The 20,696-nt window shown below is 71.6% G+C and carries 15 protein-coding genes; 10 read left to right on the forward strand and 5 right to left on the reverse strand.

The features are described 5' to 3' along the window. Positions 1 to 34 precede the first annotated feature (34 nt). Together FHX37_RS13490 and mshB are read right to left on the reverse strand one after the other, a co-directional pair. Positions 35 to 460, reverse strand: coding sequence for a hypothetical protein (locus FHX37_RS13490; protein WP_141924226.1), 426 nt, complete (start codon positions 458 to 460; stop codon positions 35 to 37). Between the two features lie 55 nt (positions 461 to 515). Continuing rightward, complete coding sequence (mshB, locus tag FHX37_RS13495; protein ID WP_141924227.1) at positions 516 to 1,385, reverse strand: N-acetyl-1-D-myo-inositol-2-amino-2-deoxy-alpha-D-glucopyranoside deacetylase; 870 nt, start codon at positions 1,383 to 1,385, stop codon at positions 516 to 518. Positions 1,386 to 1,499: 114 nt separating this feature from the next. Here mshB and FHX37_RS13500 point away from each other — a divergent pair, with 114 nt between their 5' ends. The 7 genes from FHX37_RS13500 to FHX37_RS13530 all read left to right on the forward strand — a co-directional run bounded on the left by FHX37_RS13500 (position 1,500) and on the right by FHX37_RS13530 (position 12,699). Next, positions 1,500 to 3,692, forward strand: a complete 2,193-nt coding sequence (locus tag FHX37_RS13500) for a S9 family peptidase (RefSeq protein ID WP_141924228.1) — start codon at positions 1,500 to 1,502, stop codon at positions 3,690 to 3,692. Between the two features lie 638 nt (positions 3,693 to 4,330). Then, positions 4,331 to 5,485, forward strand: a complete 1,155-nt coding sequence (locus tag FHX37_RS13505; protein WP_141924229.1) for a S1 family peptidase — start codon at positions 4,331 to 4,333, stop codon at positions 5,483 to 5,485. Between the two features lie 186 nt (positions 5,486 to 5,671). Then, the gene (locus tag FHX37_RS13510) at positions 5,672 to 7,000 is read left to right on the forward strand and encodes an MFS transporter (protein ID WP_211351826.1); all 1,329 of its coding nucleotides are present in this window, start codon (positions 5,672 to 5,674) and stop codon (positions 6,998 to 7,000) included. A 109-nt stretch (positions 7,001 to 7,109) separates the two neighbouring features. After that, the gene (locus FHX37_RS13515) at positions 7,110 to 7,487 is read left to right on the forward strand and encodes a DUF3054 domain-containing protein (RefSeq protein WP_141924230.1); all 378 of its coding nucleotides are present in this window, start codon (positions 7,110 to 7,112) and stop codon (positions 7,485 to 7,487) included. Between the two features lie 10 nt (positions 7,488 to 7,497). Continuing rightward, complete coding sequence (locus tag FHX37_RS24115) at positions 7,498 to 9,417, forward strand: hypothetical protein (protein ID WP_394344496.1); 1,920 nt, start codon at positions 7,498 to 7,500, stop codon at positions 9,415 to 9,417. Between the two features lie 2,201 nt (positions 9,418 to 11,618). Further along, positions 11,619 to 11,999, forward strand: coding sequence for a hypothetical protein (locus FHX37_RS13525; RefSeq protein WP_141924232.1), 381 nt, complete (start codon positions 11,619 to 11,621; stop codon positions 11,997 to 11,999). 34 nt (positions 12,000 to 12,033) lie between these two features. Further along, positions 12,034 to 12,699: a TrmH family RNA methyltransferase gene (locus FHX37_RS13530; protein ID WP_211351827.1), complete on the forward strand. Its 666-nt coding sequence runs from the start codon at positions 12,034 to 12,036 to the stop codon at positions 12,697 to 12,699. An 85-nt stretch (positions 12,700 to 12,784) separates the two neighbouring features. Here FHX37_RS13530 and FHX37_RS13535 read toward each other — a convergent pair whose 3' ends face one another. Genes FHX37_RS13535 through FHX37_RS13545 form a run of 3 tightly spaced genes read right to left on the reverse strand, consistent with a single transcriptional unit; the run spans position 12,785 to position 16,179 of the window. After that, a complete protein-coding gene (locus tag FHX37_RS13535) occupies positions 12,785 to 13,531 on the reverse strand; it encodes a succinate dehydrogenase/fumarate reductase iron-sulfur subunit (RefSeq protein WP_141924234.1) in 747 nt (248 codons plus the stop codon). After that, positions 13,528 to 15,468, reverse strand: coding sequence for a fumarate reductase/succinate dehydrogenase flavoprotein subunit (locus tag FHX37_RS13540; RefSeq protein WP_141924235.1), 1,941 nt, complete (start codon positions 15,466 to 15,468; stop codon positions 13,528 to 13,530). The genes FHX37_RS13535 and FHX37_RS13540 overlap by 4 nt, the downstream gene beginning before the upstream one ends. Next, entirely contained in the window at positions 15,469 to 16,179 is a 711-nt protein-coding gene (locus FHX37_RS13545; RefSeq protein ID WP_141924236.1) for a succinate dehydrogenase cytochrome b subunit, read from the reverse strand. 78 nt (positions 16,180 to 16,257) lie between these two features. Here FHX37_RS13545 and FHX37_RS13550 point away from each other — a divergent pair, with 78 nt between their 5' ends. The 3 genes from FHX37_RS13550 to FHX37_RS13560 all read left to right on the forward strand — a co-directional run bounded on the left by FHX37_RS13550 (position 16,258) and on the right by FHX37_RS13560 (position 20,622). Further along, positions 16,258 to 17,196, forward strand: a complete 939-nt coding sequence (locus tag FHX37_RS13550; RefSeq protein ID WP_141924237.1) for a LysR family transcriptional regulator — start codon at positions 16,258 to 16,260, stop codon at positions 17,194 to 17,196. Positions 17,197 to 17,795: 599 nt separating this feature from the next. After that, entirely contained in the window at positions 17,796 to 18,611 is an 816-nt protein-coding gene (locus tag FHX37_RS13555; RefSeq protein WP_141924238.1) for a hypothetical protein, read from the forward strand. Positions 18,612 to 18,678: 67 nt separating this feature from the next. Further along, the gene (locus FHX37_RS13560; RefSeq protein WP_141924239.1) at positions 18,679 to 20,622 is read left to right on the forward strand and encodes a fumarate reductase/succinate dehydrogenase flavoprotein subunit; all 1,944 of its coding nucleotides are present in this window, start codon (positions 18,679 to 18,681) and stop codon (positions 20,620 to 20,622) included. The last annotated feature ends 74 nt before the right edge of the window (positions 20,623 to 20,696 follow it).

Below are 20,696 nucleotides of genomic sequence, written 5' to 3' on the forward strand. Positions count from 1 at the left end.
AGGACTGCCACGGCGCTCCGGGAGCGCGTGGCGGTCAGCGCTCGGTGCGCGCCGTGGCCAGGGCCAGCGCGATGATGCTGCCGTAGAGGTAGGCGAGGTGGAGCCCGGAGGTGATGATCTGGTCCCCCCGCATCGAGCCGACCACGAGCAGGAGGCTCCCGGCGGTCCATCCCAGCGCCGGCAGGGCGGCCCCCAGACGGCTGCTCATACCCCACCCGGCGGCGCGGCACCCGGCGAAGAGCACACCCAGCATCAGGACCAGCGTGACCACGGCGAGAACCTTCCCCCACCCGCCGCTCACCCACAGCCAGGACAGCCAGCCGGCCGCCACACCGCCCACGACGCTGACGGCCGCTCCGGACAGGCCCAGCGCGGTGTAGGCGGCCACGGTGGCCAGGTTCCGCGGCCAGCGGCGCGCGGGATCGCGCGTCTCGGCGGTGGAGGGGGTGGAAGCGTTCACGGGGGCAGCCTAAACGATCGGGGGCCTCGTCCCCACCGGCACCGCTCGGCACCGGTCAGGCGAACAGGTCGGTCTCCCAGCCGCCGCTGCCACTGTCCACTGCGGGGGCCGGACCGCGCAGCAGGGTGAAGTACTCCACCGCCCGGATTTCCTGGGCGATCCCGTTGGACAGGGCGAACCGCTCCCCGTCCACGGTGATCTGCGTCGCGTGCGCGCGCATGGCCAGTGCTTTCTCACCCCAGTGGGCGGAGGCGTCCACCCGGGTGGTGATGGCGGCGTCCGGGACGGGAGGGCCGAGGTCGTCGCTGCCGTGCGGCGCGGTGAACCGGCCCGGGTCGTCCCGCAGACGCCCCAGGGACTCGCTCACCACCGACTCCGGCTGGGCGACGGCGTACAGCTTGCGGGTGCGCCAGGGGGTTCCGGGGAGTGTCCGCTGGGCCGCCAGCTCGAAGGCACGCAGCGCCACCCGGTGCGCCTGGATGTGGTCAGGGTGGCCGTATCCGCCGTTGTCGTCGTAGCTCACCACGACGTCGGGGCGGACCTCCCGGACGATCCCGGCGAGCTGGTGCGCCGCCGCCTCGGTGTCGGCGCGCCAGAAACAGTCCGGGTGGTCGTTGGAGGGGGCGCCCATCATCCCGGAGTCACGGTAGTACCCCGCGCCGCCGAGGAAGCGGTGGTCGCGCACCCCGAGAGCCAGGCACGCCTTGTCGAGTTCCTCGACGCGGTACTTGCCCAGCCCTCCCGACCGGTCACTCGCGAGGTGGGCCAGCTCGGGCGGGATGACCTCCCCTTCCTCCCCGAGCGTGCAGGTGACGAGGGTGACGTCGGCGCCCTCGGCGGCGTACTTGGCCATGGTGGCGCCGGTAACGATGCTCTCGTCGTCCGGATGTGCGTGTACGAGCAATAACCGCCGGTCTGTCGTCATACCGGCGACGATACCGGGCATGCCCGGTCGCTATCCCGGCTTCCGCCGCGTCCGGTCCGGTGCCGGTGGCTCTTCCGGGAACGCGGCGCAGCGGAGATACGCCACAATCGGAGCATGAGTTTTCCCCGGCAGCAGGCCCGGACGCGGCGGTTCACGCTTGGCGCCCCCCGGGCATTCCAGATCTCACCGAACGGGCAACGAGTGTTGTTCCTGCGCAGCAGGGGCGGAACGGACCCCGTCGCGTGCCTGTGGAGCATGGACCTCGAAACCGGCACCGAGCAGGTCCTCGCGGACCCCCGAGCGATCGGCGCGGCGGACGAGGACCTGCCGCCGGAGGAACGCGCCCGCCGGGAACGGCTGCGGGAGAGCGGCGGAGGGATCGTCTCCTACACGGTGGACGAGGGGTTCACCCGGGCCGCGTTCGCTCTCTCCGGCCGCCTGTACTACGTCGACCTGGTGGGTGACGACCCGAAACCGCGCGGCCTCCCGGTGTGGGAACCCGTCGTCGACCCCCTGCTCTCCCCCGCGGGCGACCGCGTCGCCTACGTCAGCGGCGGGGCGGTGTGCGTGGTCTCCGTGGACTCCTCCGGTACGCGGGTCGAGGAGCGCAACCACGTGCTGTCCGACCCCGACGAGGTGGGAGTACCCGGCGTCACGTGGGGGCTGGCCGACTTCATCGCCGCGGAGGAGATGGACCGCTACCGCGGGATGTGGTGGGCACCGGACGGTTCCGCCCTGCTGGTCACCCGGGTGGACGATTCGGCGGTAGCGCGCTGGACCGTGAGCGACCCCGCCAACCCCGAGGATCCGGGGCACACGATCGCCTACCCGGCGGCGGGTGCCGCCAACGCCGACGTCCGGCTGGCCGTGGTCCCGGTGGCGCCGCGCAGCGGGGAGGCGAAGCGCCAGTGGATCGAGTGGGACCGCGACGCGCTGCCGTACCTGGTGCGCGCCGGCTGGACGAGCGGCCCGGACGGCACTCCCACCGTGATCCTCACCGCCCAGAGCCGGGACCAGCGCACTCTGACCCTGTTCACCGCCGACCCGGTGACCGGTCTCGTGTTCGACACGCACACCGAGACCGACGACGCGTGGGTGGAGATCATGCCGGGGGTTCCGGACTTCACCCGGGACGGTTCCCTGGTGTGGATCGGCCGCTCCTCCGACGGGGCGAGGCGGGAGCTGTACGTCGGGGACCGCCCCGTCACCCCCTCCGACGCCTACGTTCGCGCGGTCGTCGACGTGGACGGGCCGCGGGTGCTGTGCTCGCTCTCTCCGGCGGGCAGACCGGGGGAGGTGACACTGTGGCTGGTGGACCTGGCGGAGCACCTGTCCGCGCCGGTGGAGTTCCCGGGCGCGGACGCAGCCGGGGTGCACGCGGGCAGGCTGCGTGGGGACACGCTGGTGCTGCAGCGCCGGGACATGGACACCGACGGTTCGCGCACCGTGGTGATCCGGGAGGCCAGCACCCTCACCCGCCAGTCGGTGACCGAGGTCGCCAACCTCGCCCAGGCCCCGGAGCTTCCCGAGCCGAACGTGCGCACCTGGTTCGCGGGTGAGTCCGGTATTCCCGCCGCTCTGGTCCTGCCGTCGTGGCACGAGGAGGGCTCGGGACCGCTGCCCGTGTTACTGGACCCCTACGGCGGGCCGCACGCGCAGCGGGTACTGCAGGCGCGCCCGGCGTACTGGGGGTCGCAGTGGTTCGCCGAGCAGGGGTTCGCGGTGCTGGTCGCCGACGGCCGGGGAACCCCGGGCGTGAGCGTCGCCTGGGAGCAGGCGATCCACGGCGACCTCGCCACACCGGTGCTGGAGGACCAGGTGACCGCGCTGCACGACGCGGCCGGCAGGTTCGGCTGTCTGGACCTGGACCGGGTGGCGATCCGGGGGTGGTCGTTCGGGGGGTATCTGGCCGCTCTGGCCGTGCTGCGGCGTCCCGACGTGTTCCACGCGGCCGTCGCCGGGGCTCCGGTGACGGACTGGCGCCTGTACGACACCCACTACACCGAGCGCTACCTGGGGCTCCCGCAGGAGGAGGCGGCGGCCTACCGGGAGAGCTCCCTGCTGGATGACGCCGCGGGGCTGCGCCGCAGGCTGATGCTCATCCACGGGTTGGCGGACGACAACGTGGTGTTCGCCCACACCCAGCGGCTCTCGGCCGCGCTTGTGGCGGCGGGGCGGCCGCACACCGTGCTGCCGCTGTCGGGGATCACCCACATGGCCACGGAGGAGGCGACCGCGGAGAACCTGCTCCTTCTGCAGCTTCGCTTCCTCCGCGAGTCGCTCGAGGACCCCAGCACCGGTCCGTGACCCGCGGTCCGGACGACGTGCCTCCCTCGCCGTCCCACGGAACGGGCAGGACCCCGGGGCCGTCCCGCGCCAGCGCGGGGCGGCCCCTTCGTGCGGGGGCGCCGCGCGCGACCGTGCCGGGCGGTAACGGCGGCCCCTACCGGTACGCGTTCGACACCCGGTGACCGCGGGCCGCGCACCGTTGACACCGCGCCCAGCCGGGTCGGCTCAAAGCTGACAGATCATAAAAAACATCACAAGATTTGTGTCATGCAACAAACTCCGGCGTACTAGAGAAATTGGCCGAATCCGGCCACATTCCCCCTCTTGCGTCACGCGGGGTACCACGAGCCAGTAACCGTACCGACACGGTCGGGAATTCCTCCCAACGAGGGGTTTCGCACACACGGCTCCGTCCCTCCGCCGTCGGAACCGGCCGCGCTGTCCCGAGAATTCAACACGCGCGGACATCCGCGCGTCCGTACCGGTCTGTTGCGACCGGGCCGACATGGCCTATGGTCCCGAACGTTCACCGCACGCCGGTGGGCACCGTTCGCTGACCGTCCCCACAGGGGCGGCGGCAACCCGGGATCCCGCGTTGAGTCCCCGCTCATCAACGAGGATCCCGCCCTTGTTCACCCCCAATGAAAGGGCAGGAATTGCGAAAATCCCCCCTGATTACAGCGCTGGGCGGATCCGCAGTGGCACTCGGACTGCTCGGCCTCGGAACCGCGACGCTCGCCACGGGCGGCGGCTCCGAGGTCGAGACCGCCTCCGCGGACTCTCCGAACGCCTCCACCCAGATGGAGGCGATGCAGCGCGACCTTGACCTCACCGCCGAGGAGGCCAAGGAGCGGATGAAACAGGAGGACCGGGCCCGCGACCTCGACAACGAGCTGCGTTCCCAGCTGGGCGAGGCGTTCGGCGGTAGCGTCTTCGACAGTGGGAGCAACGAGCTGACCGTCTCGGTGACCGACAAGGACGCCGCCGAGGAGGTGCGCGAGGCCGGGGCCGAGCCGCGGGTCGTCACCTACGGCCAGGATCGGCTGGAGTCCATCGCCGACAGGATCGGTTCCCAGGATGTCGGCCTCGACGACGGCATCGCCGGCTACGGGCCCGACATCGACAGGGACGCGGTCGTGATCACCGTGCTGGAGGGCGAGAAGGCCAGCGCCCAGCAGCTCGTCGCCGACGCCGGCGTTGACTCCGAGGCCGTGGAGATCGAGCAGACCAGCCAGGAGCCCCGGCTCTACGCCGACATCGTGGGCGGCGAGCCGTACCAGATCGACGGCACCGGGCGCTGCTCCATCGGGTTCCCCACCACCAACGGTTTCGTCACCGCGGGCCACTGCGGCGAGGAGGGCACCCCCGTCTCCAGCCAGGACGGTTCCGGCAGCGGGACCGTCACCGGGTCGAGCTTCCCCGGCAACGACATGGGTGTCGTCGAAGCCGACTCCGGCTGGGAGCCCACCTCCACCGTCACCAGTGACGAGGGCCCCGTGACCGTGGCGGGCTCCGAGGAGGCCCCGGAGGGCGCCTCCATCTGCCGCTCCGGTTCGACCACCGGCTGGCACTGCGGCACGGTCGAGTCCAAGGGCCAGACGGTGGAGTACCCCCAAGGCACGGTCGAGGGCCTGACCCAGACCGATGTCTGCGCTGAGCCGGGCGACTCCGGTGGCTCCTGGTTGGCCGACGACCAGGCCCAGGGGGTCACCTCCGGCGGATCGGGTGACTGCACCACCGGCGGGACCACCTTCTTCCAGCCGGTCAACCCGATTCTGGACGAGTACGGCGTCGAGCTGATGACCGGCTAACCACCGGCATCCGGTACGGCACCGCCCCGGCGCCTCCCACCGGAGGTGCCGGGGTTTTCGTGTGCGCCTCTGGAAGAGGCGGGAACGGGAACCGGCGTCCCGTATCGTGGACACGATGTCTCACCAGACAGCCAAACGTTCTATGCTCTTCCCGTCAAAAGGGACCTATCGGGAGGTAATGGAACAGTGTCTGTGGGAACAGAACGGCGGGACGCCGAACCGCCACCGGTGAACCGACGCGGCAAAGTGGCCGTAGCCAGCCTCGTCGGGACCTCCATCGAGTTCTACGACTTCTACGTCTACGCGACGGCTGCCGTCCTGGTCTTCCCGCACCTGTTCTTCCCCGCCGGCGACGACACCGCCGCCACCCTGCAGTCGCTGGCCACCTTCGCCATCGCCTTCGTCGCGCGCCCCGTGGGCTCGGCCCTGTTCGGCCACTTCGGCGACCGCACCGGCCGCAAGGCCACCCTGGTGGCCTCCCTGCTGACCATGGGGATCTCCACCGTCGCCATCGGGGTACTTCCCACCTACGCCAGCGCCGACCTGATCGCCCCGGCGCTACTCGCGGTGTGCCGCTTCGGCCAGGGACTCGGACTCGGCGGCGAGTGGGGCGGCGCCGCCCTGCTGGCGACCGAGAACGCCCCCCGGCGGAAACGCGCGCTGTACGGCACCTTCCCGCAGCTGGGCGCCCCCATCGGGTTCTTCTGCGCCAACAGCGTTTACCTTGCGCTGCAGACCACCATGACCGACGAGGCGTTCATGGACTGGGGATGGCGGGTGCCGTTCCTGCTGTCCGCCGTGCTGATCATGGTCGGCCTGTGGGTGCGGTTGAGCCTGCACGAGACCCCGGCCTTCACCACGATGCTCTCCTCGGGGCAGCAGGAGAAGGCCCCCGCCATACGGGTGTTCCGCACCAGCCCCGGCGGCATCGTCCTCGGCACGCTCATCATGCTGGCCACCTACGTGCTGTTCTACCTGATGACCGTGTTCTCCATGTCCTACGGGACCAGCGCCGACGGGCTGGGCTACGAACGCACCGAGTTCCTGGTGCTGCTGCTGATCGGCGTCGTCTTCTTCGCGCTCACGATCCCGGTGGCCGGTCTGGCCGCCGACCGGTTCGGACGCCGCACCACGCTGCTCACCGTCACCGCCGTCATCATCGCCTTCGGGTTCGTCCTCGGCCCGCTGCTGGGGTCGGGCAGCCCGCTGCTGGTACTCGCCTGCCTCGTCATCGGCCTGTCCCTGATGGGTTTCACGTTCGGACCGATGGGCGCCGTCCTGCCCGAGCTGTTCCCCACCAACGTCCGCTACAGCGGCTCCTCGATCGCCTACAACCTCGGTGGACTGCTGGGCGCCTCCCTGGCTCCCTACACGGCCACCTGGCTCGCCGCCGCCTTCGGGTTGTGGGCCGTGGGCGGCTACCTCATCGCGGCCGCGGCGATCACCCTGGGAGCGCTGCTCGTCGCCCGGGAGACGCGCGACGACTCGCTGAACACCGCACCGACCGACACATGAGGCACTGCGGCCCCGGCGCTCCTCTCCGAGGGTGCCGGGGCCGGGCCTCGTGCCGCGGAACGCCGCCCGCGGCGGACAGCGCCCACCGGACAGGGCCTAGTCTGGCGGTATGCGAACTCTGTCGGTACCGGGAGCGGCGGTCGCGGACCTGCTGTGCCTCCTCGCGTTCGTGACGATCGGACGCGCCAGCCACGACGAGGGCAACGCGCTGGCGGGAATCGCTACGACCGTGTGGCCGTTCGCGGCCGCGCTCGCCGTCAGCTGGCTGGCCACCCTGGCGTGGCGCGCTCCCGCCCGGCTCGTCCCCTCCGGTCTGGGGATCTGGGCCGGCACCACGGTGGGGGGCCTGGTACTGCGCGTCGCCACCGGTGCGGGCGCGGAACCGTCGTTCGCCGTGGTCACCGCCCTGTTCCTGGCCGCCACCCTGCTCGGTTGGCGCGCCGTGACCCGGCTCGCCCGGGTCCGCGCCTCCCGCTCCACCGGCTGAGGCATCCGGAATGCGGGACAGCGCCGGAAAACGCCCCACGGTGCGGGCCTCTCACCCGGTACTGGCGGTGGCGCGCAGCGTTCCCGCCACCGACCGCGTCCTGGACGTCCTGCAACTCTTCCGCGGCGACGACCGGGTCGAGGTGACGTTCACGGTCAACCCGGGATCGGCCTCCGGCGCCGGGGTGGCGGGCATGCTGCGCGACGCCGGGGTGGAGAACGTCATCGACTGGGAGCAGGCCGTCCGCGAGCGGGACCGCTACCGGCTCGCGCTCGCCGCCTCACCCAAGGAGGACCTGCACCGACTGGCACGCGTGCCCCACCCCGGCCGCGCCGGAACCGGACACGGCCCGCCGCTGGTCCTGATGCCGCACGGGATCGGACACAACCGGCGCGTTCCCGACGCCGGCGGTACCCCCGACCGCGCCTCCGGGCTCGACCCCGGCCAGCTGCTGCACGAGGGCCGCCCCGTCCCCGCCCGGGTCGCGCTCTCCCACCGGGAGCAGCACGAGCGGCTGGCCGCCGCCTGTCCGGAGGCGGCCGAGCGTGCGGTCGTCACCGGTGACCCCTCCCACGACCGGATGCTGGCCAACCTCGGGCGGCGGGCGCGGTACCGCGCCGCGCTGGGTGCGGCCGAGGGGCAGGTGCTGGTCGTGGTCTCCTCCACGTGGAACCGGGACTCCCTCCTGGGCGCGCAGCGGGAGACACTGCGCCGTCTCCTCGCCGAGCTGCCCGCGGACGAGTACCGGGTGGCGCTGGTGGCGCACCCCAACGTCTGGCACCAGCACGGCCGGGCGCAGCTGGAGCTGTGGCTGGCGGACGAGATCGAGGCCGGGCTGACACTGGTCCACCCCCACAACGGGTGGCGCGCGGCGCTCGTCGCCGCCGACGCCGTCGTGGGCGACCACGGTTCGACCACGTACTACGCGGCGGCCCTGGGGCGCCCCGTGCTCCTGGCCGCCTTCGGGAACGCCGAACTCGACCCGGACTCCCCGCTGCGCGCCTTCGGCCGGCGCACACCGTTCCTGCGGGCGGACCGCGGCGTCCCCGACCAGGTGGAGGAGGTTCTCGCCGCACCCGCGCCGGAGGCGCGCGGACTGCTGATCGAGCACCCCGGAACGGCCGCGCACCGCTTACGTGACCTGTTCTACGGGCTGCTGGGGCTGCGGCCGCCGCAACAGCCCGCCCGGTTCTTCGCCGTCCCGGAACCGGTGGCCACGTCCTCCGACGTCACGGCCTGGCGGGTCTCCCACGCGACGCAGGCGGGCACACCGGCGGCCCCGCCCCGGGTCCGCGTGCGCCGGACCGCTGCCGCCACCGCGGCTCCGGAAGCCGGGTTCCTCGTGGTCGACGAGGAGGACGCCGCGCTGGAACGCCGGGACATGGCGTCGGTGTGGGTGCGGTCGCGGCCCGCCTCCGACTCCCGGGACTGGGTGGCCGGGACCCTGCGTTCCCGGGACTGCGCCGTGGCGGCGGCGGCCACACCGTCCGGGGAGGTGGTCCTGGGCGACCGCGGGGGCCACTGGCTGCGGCTGGCCGCCGCGGAGCAGGCACTGCCGCCCGCCGTGGTCGCCGCCGCGGTGGCCGCCTGGAGCCGTTCCGGCGGTTCCCCCGAGGCGTGGAGCACCGGCATCCGGGTGTGTGCCGGCGGCACCGAGACCCTGGTGCGGGCTACCCCCCCCCCCCCGTTGAATTCCGGGGACGGGGGTGATCCGGAGGCGCCGCCGCACACCGGGGACGAGGCGCTCACTCACCCTCGGCGTTCAGCAGCCGGTCCACCTCGTCCGCCTGGGGCATCCGGTGGGCGGCGTACAGATCCCGGGCCCGACGCAGGAACCCGGCACGCATCCCGTGCTCCCCGCGCCGCCCGGCGAGGTCGGCGAGCACCCGCTGCGCCTGCGCCTCCCGAACGTGGTACCCGGCCTCACTGAAGTTCCGCATCGCCGTCGCGGCCTCCGTCTCGGCGTGCTCGTCCTCCTCCAGCGACATCAGTACCCGGGCCAGGCACAGCCGCATGCGGACACGCAGCAGCCGCCAGCCCGACACGTCCCGCTGCGGCGCGTCCGGGTTCTCGTTGAACCACGTCCGGACCAGCTCCATGGCACCGTCCAGCTCCCGGCGGGCCGCCGCGGTGTCCCCGGCGTCAAGCAGCGCTTCGGCGGCCTGGTAGCTCTGCAGGGCGACACCGCGCGGGTTCCCGGCCTCGCGGTGCAGGTCGCGGGCGCGGCGCAGTTCCGCCACGGCCTCACCGGGGTCTCCCCGGGCCTGGGACAGCAGCGCGGCCCCCTCCCGGGCCACCGCTAGGTCCAGCCGCAGCCGCGTGTCGTCCTCCAGCTCCCGGCGCGCTTCCCTGAGCAGTTCCCCGGCGGGGGTGAGCTCCCCCAGCTCGATGTGGATCCGCGCGCGGTAGATCCGCAGACGCGCCACCACCCCGGCGGGAAGGGCGTTGCCGCGGGCGTAGCTCGTGACGCGCTCCAGCGCGGTCGCGCCCACCGCGTAGTGTTTGCGCTCGTGGACCAGGGGCCACAGGCTCTCCACGATCTCCACGGCCTCCCCGGTCATGCCCTCCTCCAGCGCCGTGTCGACCACCGCCGGGACGGCGGGGGCGAGGGCCGCCAGCTCCGCCAACCCCTCCTGGGGCGTCGCGAACGGGTTCTCGCCGGCGGCCGCGGCCCCGTCCGTCGCCAGCAGTCGGGCGGCCCGGAGACGCTCGCCGTACACGGCCCGGTCGGCGTGCGCCAGCTCCCGGCGGTACCAGTCGACGACGCGCCGCCGCGTCCCGGAGGGGCCGCTGTGGCGGGCGTGGTCCACGGCGCGGTTGCGCGCGTCGTGGGCGGCCATCCCGACGAACGTGAACCGCTTCCGCTGCGCCCGGGAGGAGTCCGCCTCCGTCCTGTGGACGAGGAAGGACCGGCACAGCTCGTCCAGCGCCTCCCGCCCGGCCTCGGGCGACCCCAGGACGGCCTCCGCCAACCCCTCGGGGAAGTCGTCCGGGCCGAACCCGCCGAGCGCGGAGTACAGTTCGGCCCCGTTCGGACCGAGGAGCGAGTACGCCATGTCGCAGACGGCGCGCAGCCGTCGGGTACCGGCGAGTTCGTCGATCCCGCCCACCGGGTCGCCGCTGTTCTCCAGCCGCCGCAGCACGTCCGGCACCCGCGCTGCGGTGTTCTCCTGCAGGTAACCGGCCACCATGCGCAGCGCCGGGGGCAGGCCGCCGCACAGCGCAACCAGGCGCCGCGTGTCCTCCGGTGCCGCCATGACCTTTCCGGCGACCGGGCCGAACTCGGCCAGCAGGGCCTGCCCGTCCTGGGCGTCGAGCCCGGTGAGGTGCAGCACCTCCATCCCGGACTCGGGGACGCCCGGCAGCATGCGCCGGCCTGTCGCCACCAGCGTGTTCGCCCCCGGACCGGGGGCGAAGGCGTGCACCTCCTCCTCGGCCCGGACGTTCTCCACGGCCACGAGCACCCGGCGGTCCGTGGTGAGGCGGGTGAACGCCTCCGCGCGGCCGGAGGCGCTGGCGGGGATGGCGGAGCTGTCCATACCCAGCGCCCACAGGAAGTTGGCGAGCACCGCCGACCGGTCTAGCCCGCCGCGGCGGCGGTGCTCGTCCAGGTCCGCGTACAGGGCGCCGCCGGGGAAACGCTGCCGCTCCTCCAGGGCGAACGCGACGAGCAGTGCGCTCTTGCCGACCCCCGCGGGTCCGGCCACGAACGCCACCTGGCCGCGGCCGGTTCTCTCGCCGTCCCGCACCAGTTCGGAGAGCCTGCCCAGCGGGTGTTTCCGGTCCACGAACTTGAGGACGTAGGGGGCGATCTGCCACGGCGGCGCCGGAGGCTCGGGCGGTGCCAGATTCACGGTTACGTCTCTGGCCTGGGTCAGGTTCCTGGCGTCCCCGTGGTGCTCGTTGTGCACGGGTGGCCTCCTGCGGAGCCGGGGGGCGGGCACGTTCCACCGTGATTCTATTCACGCGGGCCCGAAGCCCCTGACCCGGTCCGCGGCGTGGCCGGATGCGGCCAGCCGGCCGTGGGATGCACCCGCGCGTCGACACGGCGCGGGCGGGCGTGGAAGAGTGAACGGAGTCGCGCTCTGCCCCCACTGTTCGTTTGTTCGTTCCGTCCCGCTGGAGGTCGTGATGGTCGACGAGGTCATGCTCGCTGTCGCCGGAGCCGTCGCCGGGAAGGCGGCCGAGTCGCTCACCGAGGGCGCGAGGACGGCGGTGCGGAACCTCCGCCGGGCGCTGCGCGCGCGGTCCGAGGAGCAGCCGGAGACGCAGCGGGCGCTGGAGGCCGCCCGGGACGAGGACGGGGAGGACGAGCGGCTGGTGTCCGAGTTCGCGGAGCGCCTCGCCGCCGTCGCCGAGCACGACCCCGAGATCCGCCGGCTCACCGAGGATCTGCGCCCCCACGTCACCGCCGGTTCGGGCAACGTCACCAACACCGTGCGGGGCAACGTGAGCGGCACGCTCGTGCAGGGGCGCGACTTCCACGGGGACATGACCATCGGCGGCCAGTAGCCCACCGCTCCTGCGCACCGGTTACCTTGGACAGGTGACCGAACAGGCAGTTTCGTCCCCCTCGTCCGAGTCCGCGGGGGGACACGAGGAATCCGCGGTGGGCGTCGGCCCGTGGGAGGGCCCCTGGCCCGAGGGCGAGCACTACGATCCCGAGCTTCTCGCCCACGGGGACCGGCGCAACGTCGTCGACCGGTACCGGTACTGGCGTCGCGAGGCCATCGTCGCCGACCTGGACACGCAGCGGCACCCGTTCCACGTTGCGGTGGAGAACTGGGACCACGATTTCAACATCGGTTCCGTGGTGCGCACCGCCAACGCGTTCGGCAGCGCGGCCGTGCACATCGTCGGCCGCCGCCGCTGGAACCGGCGCGGAGCAATGGTCACCGACCGCTACCAGCACGTCCACCACCACCCGGGCCCGGAGGAGCTCGTGGCCTGGGCGGCCGAACGCGACCTGCCGCTCGTCGGTGTGGACAACCTGCCCGGCGCGGTGGCGCTGGAGACCTACCCGCTGCCGCGCGCGTGCGTGCTGGTGTTCGGCCAGGAGGGGCCGGGGCTGTCCCCCGAGGTGCGCGAGGTGTGCCGGGCGGTGCTGTCCATCGCCCAGTTCGGCTCCACCCGCTCCATCAACGCGGGGGCGGCAGCGGCTGTCGCCATGCACGCCTGGGTGCGCGCCCACGCGTTCGGCCAGCCCGTCTGACACGAGCCCGTTGCCCGTCCCGGCGCCCTGGGCGCCGTTTCCCGCGCGGTCGCGGAACCGGCCGCGGCGCCGGGACGGTCGGGCGTCACTCCGACCCGCTGGCGAGCGCTCCCAGCAGGTCGCGGTTGAGGTCGGAGATGGTGTCCAGCGGGATGCCCTTGGGGCACACCGCGGCGCACTCGCCGATGTTGGTGCAGCCGCCGAACTCCTCCTCGTCGTGCTGGTTCACCATCTGGATCACCCGGGCCTCACGCTCGGGCTGCCCCTGCGGCAGGGACCCCAGGTGCGCCGCCTTCGCGGCGGTGAACAGCATGCCCGAGGCGTTCGGGCAGGCCGCGACGCACGCGCCGCAGCCGATGCAGGTCGCGGCGTCGAACGCCCGGTCGGCGTCGGACTTGGGCACGGGTGTGGCGTGCGCGTCCGGCGCGGTGCCGGTGGGGGCGCTGACGTAGCCGCCGGACTGGATGATCCTGTCGAACGCGGACCGGTCCACCACCAGGTCCTTGACCACGGGGAACGCCTTGGCCCGCCACGGTTCGACGGTGATGACGTCGCCGTCGCTGAAGCTGCGCATGTGCAGCTGGCACGTGGTGGTGGTCTCCGGGCCGTGGGCGACACCGTCGATCACCACACCACAGGCGCCGCAGATGCCCTCGCGGCAGTCGTGGTCGAAGGCGACCGGTTCCTCGTCGCGCAGCGTGAGCCTCTCGTTGAGGACGTCGAGCATCTCCAGGAACGACATGTCCGGGGAGACGTCCGAGATCTCGTAGGTGACCATCCGGCCCTCGTCGTCCCGGCTCTTCTGGCGCCAAACGCGCAGGGTGATGTTCACTTGTAGCTCCGCTGCTTCATCTCGACGTACTCGTACTCCAGGTCTTCCTTGTGCAGCACCGGCCGCTCGCCGACCCCGGCGAACTCCCACGCGCCCACGTAGGAGAACTCGTCGTCGTGACGCAGCGCCTCACCGTCGGACGTCTGGCTCTCGGCGCGGAAGTGGCCGCCGCAGGACTCGGCGCGGTGCAGCGCGTCCACGCACATCAGTTCGCCCAGCTCCAGGAAGTCGGCGACGCGTCCCGCCTTCTCCAGCGCCTGGTTGAGCTCCTCGTTGCTGCCGAGGACCTTGACGTCGCTCCAGAACTCGGTGCGCAGCTCGCGGATGCGGTCGATGGCCTTGCGCAGGCCCTCCTCGGTGCGCTCCATCCCGCAGTAGTCCCACATGATGTGGCCGAGCTCCTTGTGGAAGGAGTCCACGGTGCGGTTGCCGTTGATCGAGAGCAACTTGTCGACACGGGAGCGGACCGCGTCGGCGGCCTCCTTGACCTCCGGCGTGTTCTCGTCGAGTTTCTCGAACGGCCCGGAGGCGAGGTAGTCGTTGATGGTGTTGGGCAGCACGAAGTACCCGTCTGCCAGCCCCTGCATCAGCGCGCTGGCCCCGAGCCGGTTGGCGCCGTGGTCGGAGAAGTTGGCCTCACCGGTCACGAACAGGCCGGGGATGCTGCTCTGCAGGTCGTAGTCGACCCACAGCCCGCCCATCGTGTAGTGCACCGCCGGGTAGATGCGCATCGGAACCTCGTAGGGGTTCTCGCCGGTGATGCGCTGGTACATGTCGAAGAGGTTGCCGTACTTGGCCTCGACCGCCGGGCGCCCCATGCGCTTGATCGCCTCGGAGAAGTCCAGGTAGACCCCGAGCCCGCCGGGGCCGACCCCGCGCCCCTCGTCGCAGACGTTCTTGGCGGCGCGGGAGGCGATGTCGCGCGGCACCAGGTTGCCGAAGGAGGGGTAGATGCGCTCCAGGTAGTAGTCGCGCTCCTCCTCGGGGATCTGGCGCGGGTCGCGGTCGTCGCCGCCCTTGGTGGGGACCCAGATGCGCCCGTCGTTGCGCAGGGACTCGCTCATCAGGGTCAGTTTGGACTGGTAGTCGCCGCTGACCGGGATGCAGGTGGGGTGGATCTGGGTGTAGCACGGGTTGGCGAACAGGGCGCCCTTGCGGTGCGCCCGCCACGCCGCCGTGACGTTGCTCCCCATCGCGTTGGTGGACAGGTAGAACACGTTGCCGTAGCCGCCGGAGGCGAGCACCACCGCGTCGGCGAAGTGGGTCTCGATCTCGCCGGTGACCATGTCGCGGGCGATGATGCCGCGGGCGCGGCCGTCCACCACGATGAGTTCCAGCATCTCGTGGCGGGTGTTCATCTCCACGGTGCCGGCGTCGACCTGGCGCTCCAGGGCCTGGTAGGCGCCGAGCAGCAGCTGCTGCCCGGTCTGGCCACGGGCGTAGAAGGTACGCGAGACCTGCACCCCGCCGAAGGAGCGGTTGTCCAGCAGGCCGCCGTACTCGCGCGCGAAGGGCACGCCCTGGGCCACGCACTGGTCGATGATCTCGACGCTGATCTGGGACAGCCGGTAGACGTTGGCCTCACGGGAGCGGAAGTCGCCGCCCTTGACGGTGTCGTAGAACAGCCGGTAGATGCTGTCGCCGTCGTTGCGGTAGTTCTTCGCCGCGTTGATCCCGCCCTGGGCGGCGATGCTGTGCGCCCGCCGGGGGCTGTCCTGGTAGCAGAAGGACTTCACGTTGTAGCCGGCCTCGCCGAGGGTGGCCGCGGAGGAGGCGCCGGCCAGGCCGGTGCCGACCACGATCACCGACAGTTTCCGCCTGTTGGCGGGGTTCACCAGCTTCGCGTTGAACCGGCGCTTGTCCCACCGTTCGGCGATCGGACCCGCGGGGGCCTTCTCGTCCTGGATGGGTTCGCCTTCGATGTACAGTTCACTCATTCAGCTCACCAGCCCGAAGAGAACGGAGAACGGCGGCACCAGGAAGCCGACCGTGATGACAGCGGCGAGCACGTTGGAGACGACATGCAGCGCGCCCTCGCGGCTCTGCCGGTTGAGGCCCAGCGTCGCCAGCGCGCTCCAGATGCCGTGCCGCAGGTGCAGCCCGACGGCCAGCAGTGCGATCACGTAGCTGAGCGTGACCCACCAGACCTGGAACCCGTTGACTACGCGCTCGTAGGGACTGGCGGAAGCGCCTCCCGGGTGGATGGTGTTCGTCGTCAGGTGCAGCACGTGGTAGACCACGAAGAGCACAACGATGATCCCGCCCCAGCGCATGGTCTGGGTTGCGTACTTGCGCGAGGGTGTCTGCGCGCTCTTCTTCACGACGTAGCGCTGGCCGGCGGGACGGGCCCGGTTGGCGCGTGCCCAGAGCGCGAACGCCGCGTAGGCGTGGACGAGCACGCTCGCCAGCAACACGACGCGCATGATCCACAGGAATCCCTCGTGCGGGAGCATCGGCTCGCCGATCTCGCGCAGGTGCTGCGAGTACGTGTCGAAGGTCTGCTGACCTCCGAAGATCATCAGGTTGCCGTACATGTGCGCGATCAGGAAGAGCACCAGGATCACACCGGTGAGCGCCATCGCGGACTTCAGCGCCACCGCGGACCCGAATGCCTCTGATCGCTGTTTGACCAGGGTACTGTTCGCCACGGGCGGCACTTTATGCGCAGTTAACACGAGCGTCTAAGATATCGTGACACTCGTGTCGATAGACAGGGGCTATGAAGCATGCAGTTTCAGCAGCTCTCCTACTTCCTGGCCGTTGCCGAGACGCGCCATTTCACCCGCGCAGCGGAGGTTTCCCGGGTCGCCCAGCCGAGTCTGAGCAAGCAGATCCGCGCCCTCGAGGAGGAACTCGGCGCTCCGTTATTCAGTCGTGTCCGGGGAAACATCACACTCACACCGGCCGGCGAGGCCCTGCTGCCGCTTGCCCAGCGGATCGTGACCGACCTGGACACGGCGCGACACGAGATCGGCGAGCTCGCCGGGATGCGCAAGGGACGCGTCCGGCTGGGAGCCACACCCTCGCTGTGCGGGGGGTTGCTGGCGGACGCCCTCGCGGGTTTCCACACCCGTTTCCCCGGGGTTGAGCTCCAGGTCGAGGAGAGCGGGTCGCGCGACCTCATCCGGGCACTGGGCAACGGAGAGCTCGACCTCGCCCTGATCATCCTGCCGCTGCAGAGCAACGACCCGGCGTTCGTGACCACCCCGCTGCTGCGCGAGAACCTCGTCGTGGTCAGCCCCGCCGACGGCCCCGCTCCCACACGCGGGAGGTCGATGCGGGTCACCGACCTCAGGGACCGCCCGCTGGTCATGTTCCGGCGCGGCTACGACGTCCGCGAGGCCACCCTGCACGCCTGCCGCAACGCGGGGTTCGAGCCGACGCTGGCGGTCGAGGGCGGCGAGATGGACGCGGTGCTGCGGTTCGTGGAGGCCGGACTGGGGATCGCCGTGGTCCCCAGCATGGTGCTGAAGAACCGGCCCGGGCTGCGCGGCACCCCGCTGGCGCGGCCGCGGCTGCAGCGCACCATCGCGCTGGCGCACCGCCGCGACGTGGAGCCGATGCACAGCGCCAAGACGTTCCACCGCTACCTGCTGCGCCACCTGACCGGGCTCAGCCGCGCGGAGCTGGGCTCGGACCTGGAGCTGATCGCCGGGGAGGAGTAGGCGAATTCCCGTGTGTCCCGGCCGGGGCAGGAGCGCGCCCCGGCCTCGGCTGTCGGCACGGGCGGCTTCGCCCCGGCGCCGCGATGCGCCCCGGGCCCGGGAACGGTGTGCGGTTGCCCCGCCGGATTTCCCCGCGTTCCCGTCCTCGCGGAATACGCGGGGTTTTCTCCCCGGTGCGGGGAACAACGCGTCCCTACACCTCCCGGCGCCGCGGTGGAACGCTGCCTTCCCTCCTCGACCGGGGCTCGCCCGTCCCTCCCGTGAGAAGGCCGGTTGTTCCCGGACACCGCAGTCGAGGGTCCGATTCCCGCACCGCCGACGGAGCGACGCCCCTGCCCCCGCTCCTTCACAACACGCGTCACACGAGGAACACAAAAACCAAAAAAGGAAAATTCAACGAAACCCCCATTTCTCTTTTTTCATAAAAAGATTCCCAGGATACAACGCGGGCCGTCAGGCGTGGTATTTTTCACTTTCACACCGATGAAACGCCGTCGAGAATTCCTGATCGCGTCGTCCCAGCGTCACTTTCCGGGGGCGGGCACGCGCCGCGTCCCGGAAGCGTACGCGCGAGTCGCACGAGTTGGAGACATAGTCCCATGGCATCGACGCTTCCCCCGCCAGCTCCGGCCAGGAAACGCGCCCGTCTCACGCGGCGGACGCTGCGGAGCGACCGGTGGTGGCTCGGGCCACTGCTCACCGTCCTGGGGCTGAGCGGCTTCCTCCTCTACGGTCTCGTCCGCGCGCTCCAGCAGGACCACTACTGGGTCTCCGACTACCACTACCTGACCCCGTTCTACTCGCCCTGCCTGTCCGCCTCGTGCGAGCCGGGTTCCGCGGCACTGGGCACCCTCCCCTGGGAGTTCCCCTGGTTCCTGCCCTACGCGGTGGTCAGCCTGCCGCTGCTGCTGCTCTTCCGCTTCACCTGCTACTACTACCGCAAGGCCTACTACCGGTCGTTCTGGCAGGCCCCCACCGCCTGCGCCGTCCGCGAACCGCACGGCACCTACACCGGGGAGAGCCGGTTCCCCCTCCTCGGGCAGAACCTGCACCGCTACTTCTTCTACGCCGCCGTGGCGATCTCGGTGATCAACAGCTACGACGCCGTCCTCGCGTTCCTGCACGGCGCCGAGGGCGGGTTCGGCCTCGGGGTGGGCAACCTGGTCCTGCTCACCAACGTCGTGCTGCTGTGGTGCTACACCCTGAGCTGCCACTCCTGCCGGCACGTCATGGGCGGACGGTTGCGGAGCTTCTGGAACCGGCCGGTGCGCTACTGGATGTGGACCCAGATCTCCCGGCTGAACACCCGGCACATGCTGTTCGCCTGGGTGACCCTGGGAACGCTCGTGCTCACCGACCTCTACGTCGCGCTCGTCGCCAGCGGGACCATCCCCGACCTGCGGATCATCAACTAGCGGCGCTCCGAACCGAGTCCCAGCGCCCCGCGGCTCGCGGGGAGCGACCCGACCGAAAGTCACACAGATGCCCGAGACAACACGACACTCCTACGACGTGGTGGTGATCGGGGCCGGGGGTGCCGGCCTGCGCGCCGCGATCGAGGCACGCCAGCAGGGAAAGCGGACAGCGATCGTCTCCAAGTCCCTCTTCGGCAAGGCGCACACCGTCATGGCCGAGGGCGGGGCGGCGGCCGCCCTCGGCAACGTCAACGCCGGCGACGAGTGGCGGGTGCACTTCCGCGACACGCTGCGCGGCGGCAAGTTCATGAACAACCCGCGCATGGTCGAACTGCACGCCCAGGAGGCCCCGCAGCGCATCCTGGAGCTGGAGTACTGGGGTGCGCTGTTCGACCGCACCGAGCAGGGACGCATCAGCCAGCGCAACTTCGGCGGGCACGAGTACCCGCGGCTCGCCCACGTCGGCGACCGCACCGGGCTGGAGATGATCCGCACCCTGCAGCAGCGCGTCGTCCAACTGCAGCAGGCCGACGCCGCCGAGCACGGCGACCCGGACGCCATGCTGCGGGTGTTCGCCGAGACCACCGTGACCGAGCTGCTCACCCTCCCCGACCCCACGAGCGGGGGCGCCGGCGGCCGGATCGCGGGGGCGTTCGGATACGACCGGGAGACCGGCGACCACCTGGTGTTCGAGGCACCCGCCGTCATCCTGGCCACCGGCGGTATCGGAAGGTCGTTCCAGGTCACCTCGAACTCGTGGGAGTACACCGGGGACGGGCACGCCCTGGCGCTGCGCGCCGGCGCCGAGCTGCTGAACATGGAGTTCGTGCAGTTCCACCCCACGGGCATGGTGTGGCCGCCGTCCGTGACCGGGATCCTGGTGACCGAGTCCGTGCGCGGCGACGGCGGGGTGCTGCGCGACTCCGAGGGCCGGCGGTTCATGTTCGACTACGTGCCCGCCGTGTTCCGCTCCCAGTACGCCGAGACGGAGCGCGAGGCCGACGGGTGGTACTCCGACCCGGAGAACAACCGCCGCCCCCCGGAGCTGCTGCCGCGCGACGAGGTGGCGCGCGCCATCAACAACGAGGTGAAGCAGGGCCGCGGAAGCCCGCACGGCGGGGTCTACCTGGACATCGCCAGCCGGCTCCCGGCGGAGGAGATCACGCGCAGGCTGCCCTCGATGCACCACCAGTTCCGGGAGCTCGCCGACGTCGACATCACCGCCGAGCCGATGGAGGTCGGGCCCACGTGCCACTACGTGATGGGCGGTGTCGCCGTGGACGCCGACACCGGCGCGGCCGGCGTTCCCGGCCTGTTCGCCGCGGGTGAGGTCGCCAGCGGGATGCACGGCTCCAACCGGCTGGGCGGCAACTCGCTGTCGGACCTGCTGGTGTTCGGCCGCCGCAGCGGTCTGGGCGCCGCGGACTATGTCACCGCGCTGGGCGGCGAGTACCCCTCCCCCGCCCCGGAGGACCTCGAACGGGCGGCGGCCGCCGTGGACGCGCCGCTGGAGCGCGACCGCGGCGAGGACCCCTACGCGCTGCACCACGAGATCCGCGCGGTCATGCACGAGCTGGTCGGCATCATCCGCAGCGGTTCCGAGATCGAGCGGGCACTGGGCGAGCTGGCGCAGCTGCGCGAGCGGGTCGCCGACGTGCGCGCCACCGGAGGCCGGGTCTACAACCCCGGCTGGCACCTCGCGCTGGACCTGGCGAACATGGTGCTGGTGTCCGAGGCCGTCGCCCGCGCCGCCCTGGAGCGCGAGGAGTCCCGCGGCGGCCACACCCGGGACGACTTCCCCGAGATGTCGGCGCTGTGGCGGCGCGTCACCCTGGCCGTCTCCCGGGCGGACGAGGGGGTCGCGCTCGAACACCGCCCCCTGGAGGAGCTTCCCGGGGAGCTGCTCGAACTCTTCGACCGCGAGGAACTCGGCAAGTACCTCACCGCGGAGGAGATGCCACCGGAGAAGGACTCCGCCGCTCCCGGCGCCGGGAGCGGGGAGGGGACCTGACGCGGCGCCGGACGTCCGCACACCGTTTGCCAGGCCCTGTTTGACGGACACGTCGACACCATCCGAAAGGAGGA

This window comes from Haloactinospora alba (assembly GCF_006717075.1).
In the GTDB taxonomy this organism is placed as follows: Bacteria; Actinomycetota; Actinomycetes; order Streptosporangiales; family Streptosporangiaceae; genus Haloactinospora; species Haloactinospora alba.

Coding starts and splice junctions, on each gene's coding strand:
- mshB (WP_141924227.1), bottom strand. CDS start 1,385: ATGACGACAGACCGGCGGTTATTGCTCGTACACGCACATCCGGACGAC.
- FHX37_RS13500 (WP_141924228.1), top strand. CDS start 1,500: ATGAGTTTTCCCCGGCAGCAGGCCCGGACGCGGCGGTTCACGCTTGGC.
- FHX37_RS13515 (WP_141924230.1), top strand. CDS start 7,110: ATGCGAACTCTGTCGGTACCGGGAGCGGCGGTCGCGGACCTGCTGTGC.
- FHX37_RS24115 (WP_394344496.1), top strand. CDS start 7,498: ATGCGGGACAGCGCCGGAAAACGCCCCACGGTGCGGGCCTCTCACCCG.
- FHX37_RS13525 (WP_141924232.1), top strand. CDS start 11,619: ATGGTCGACGAGGTCATGCTCGCTGTCGCCGGAGCCGTCGCCGGGAAG.
- FHX37_RS13540 (WP_141924235.1), bottom strand. CDS start 15,468: ATGAGTGAACTGTACATCGAAGGCGAACCCATCCAGGACGAGAAGGCC.
- FHX37_RS13550 (WP_141924237.1), top strand. CDS start 16,258: ATGCAGTTTCAGCAGCTCTCCTACTTCCTGGCCGTTGCCGAGACGCGC.
- FHX37_RS13555 (WP_141924238.1), top strand. CDS start 17,796: ATGGCATCGACGCTTCCCCCGCCAGCTCCGGCCAGGAAACGCGCCCGT.
- FHX37_RS13560 (WP_141924239.1), top strand. CDS start 18,679: ATGCCCGAGACAACACGACACTCCTACGACGTGGTGGTGATCGGGGCC.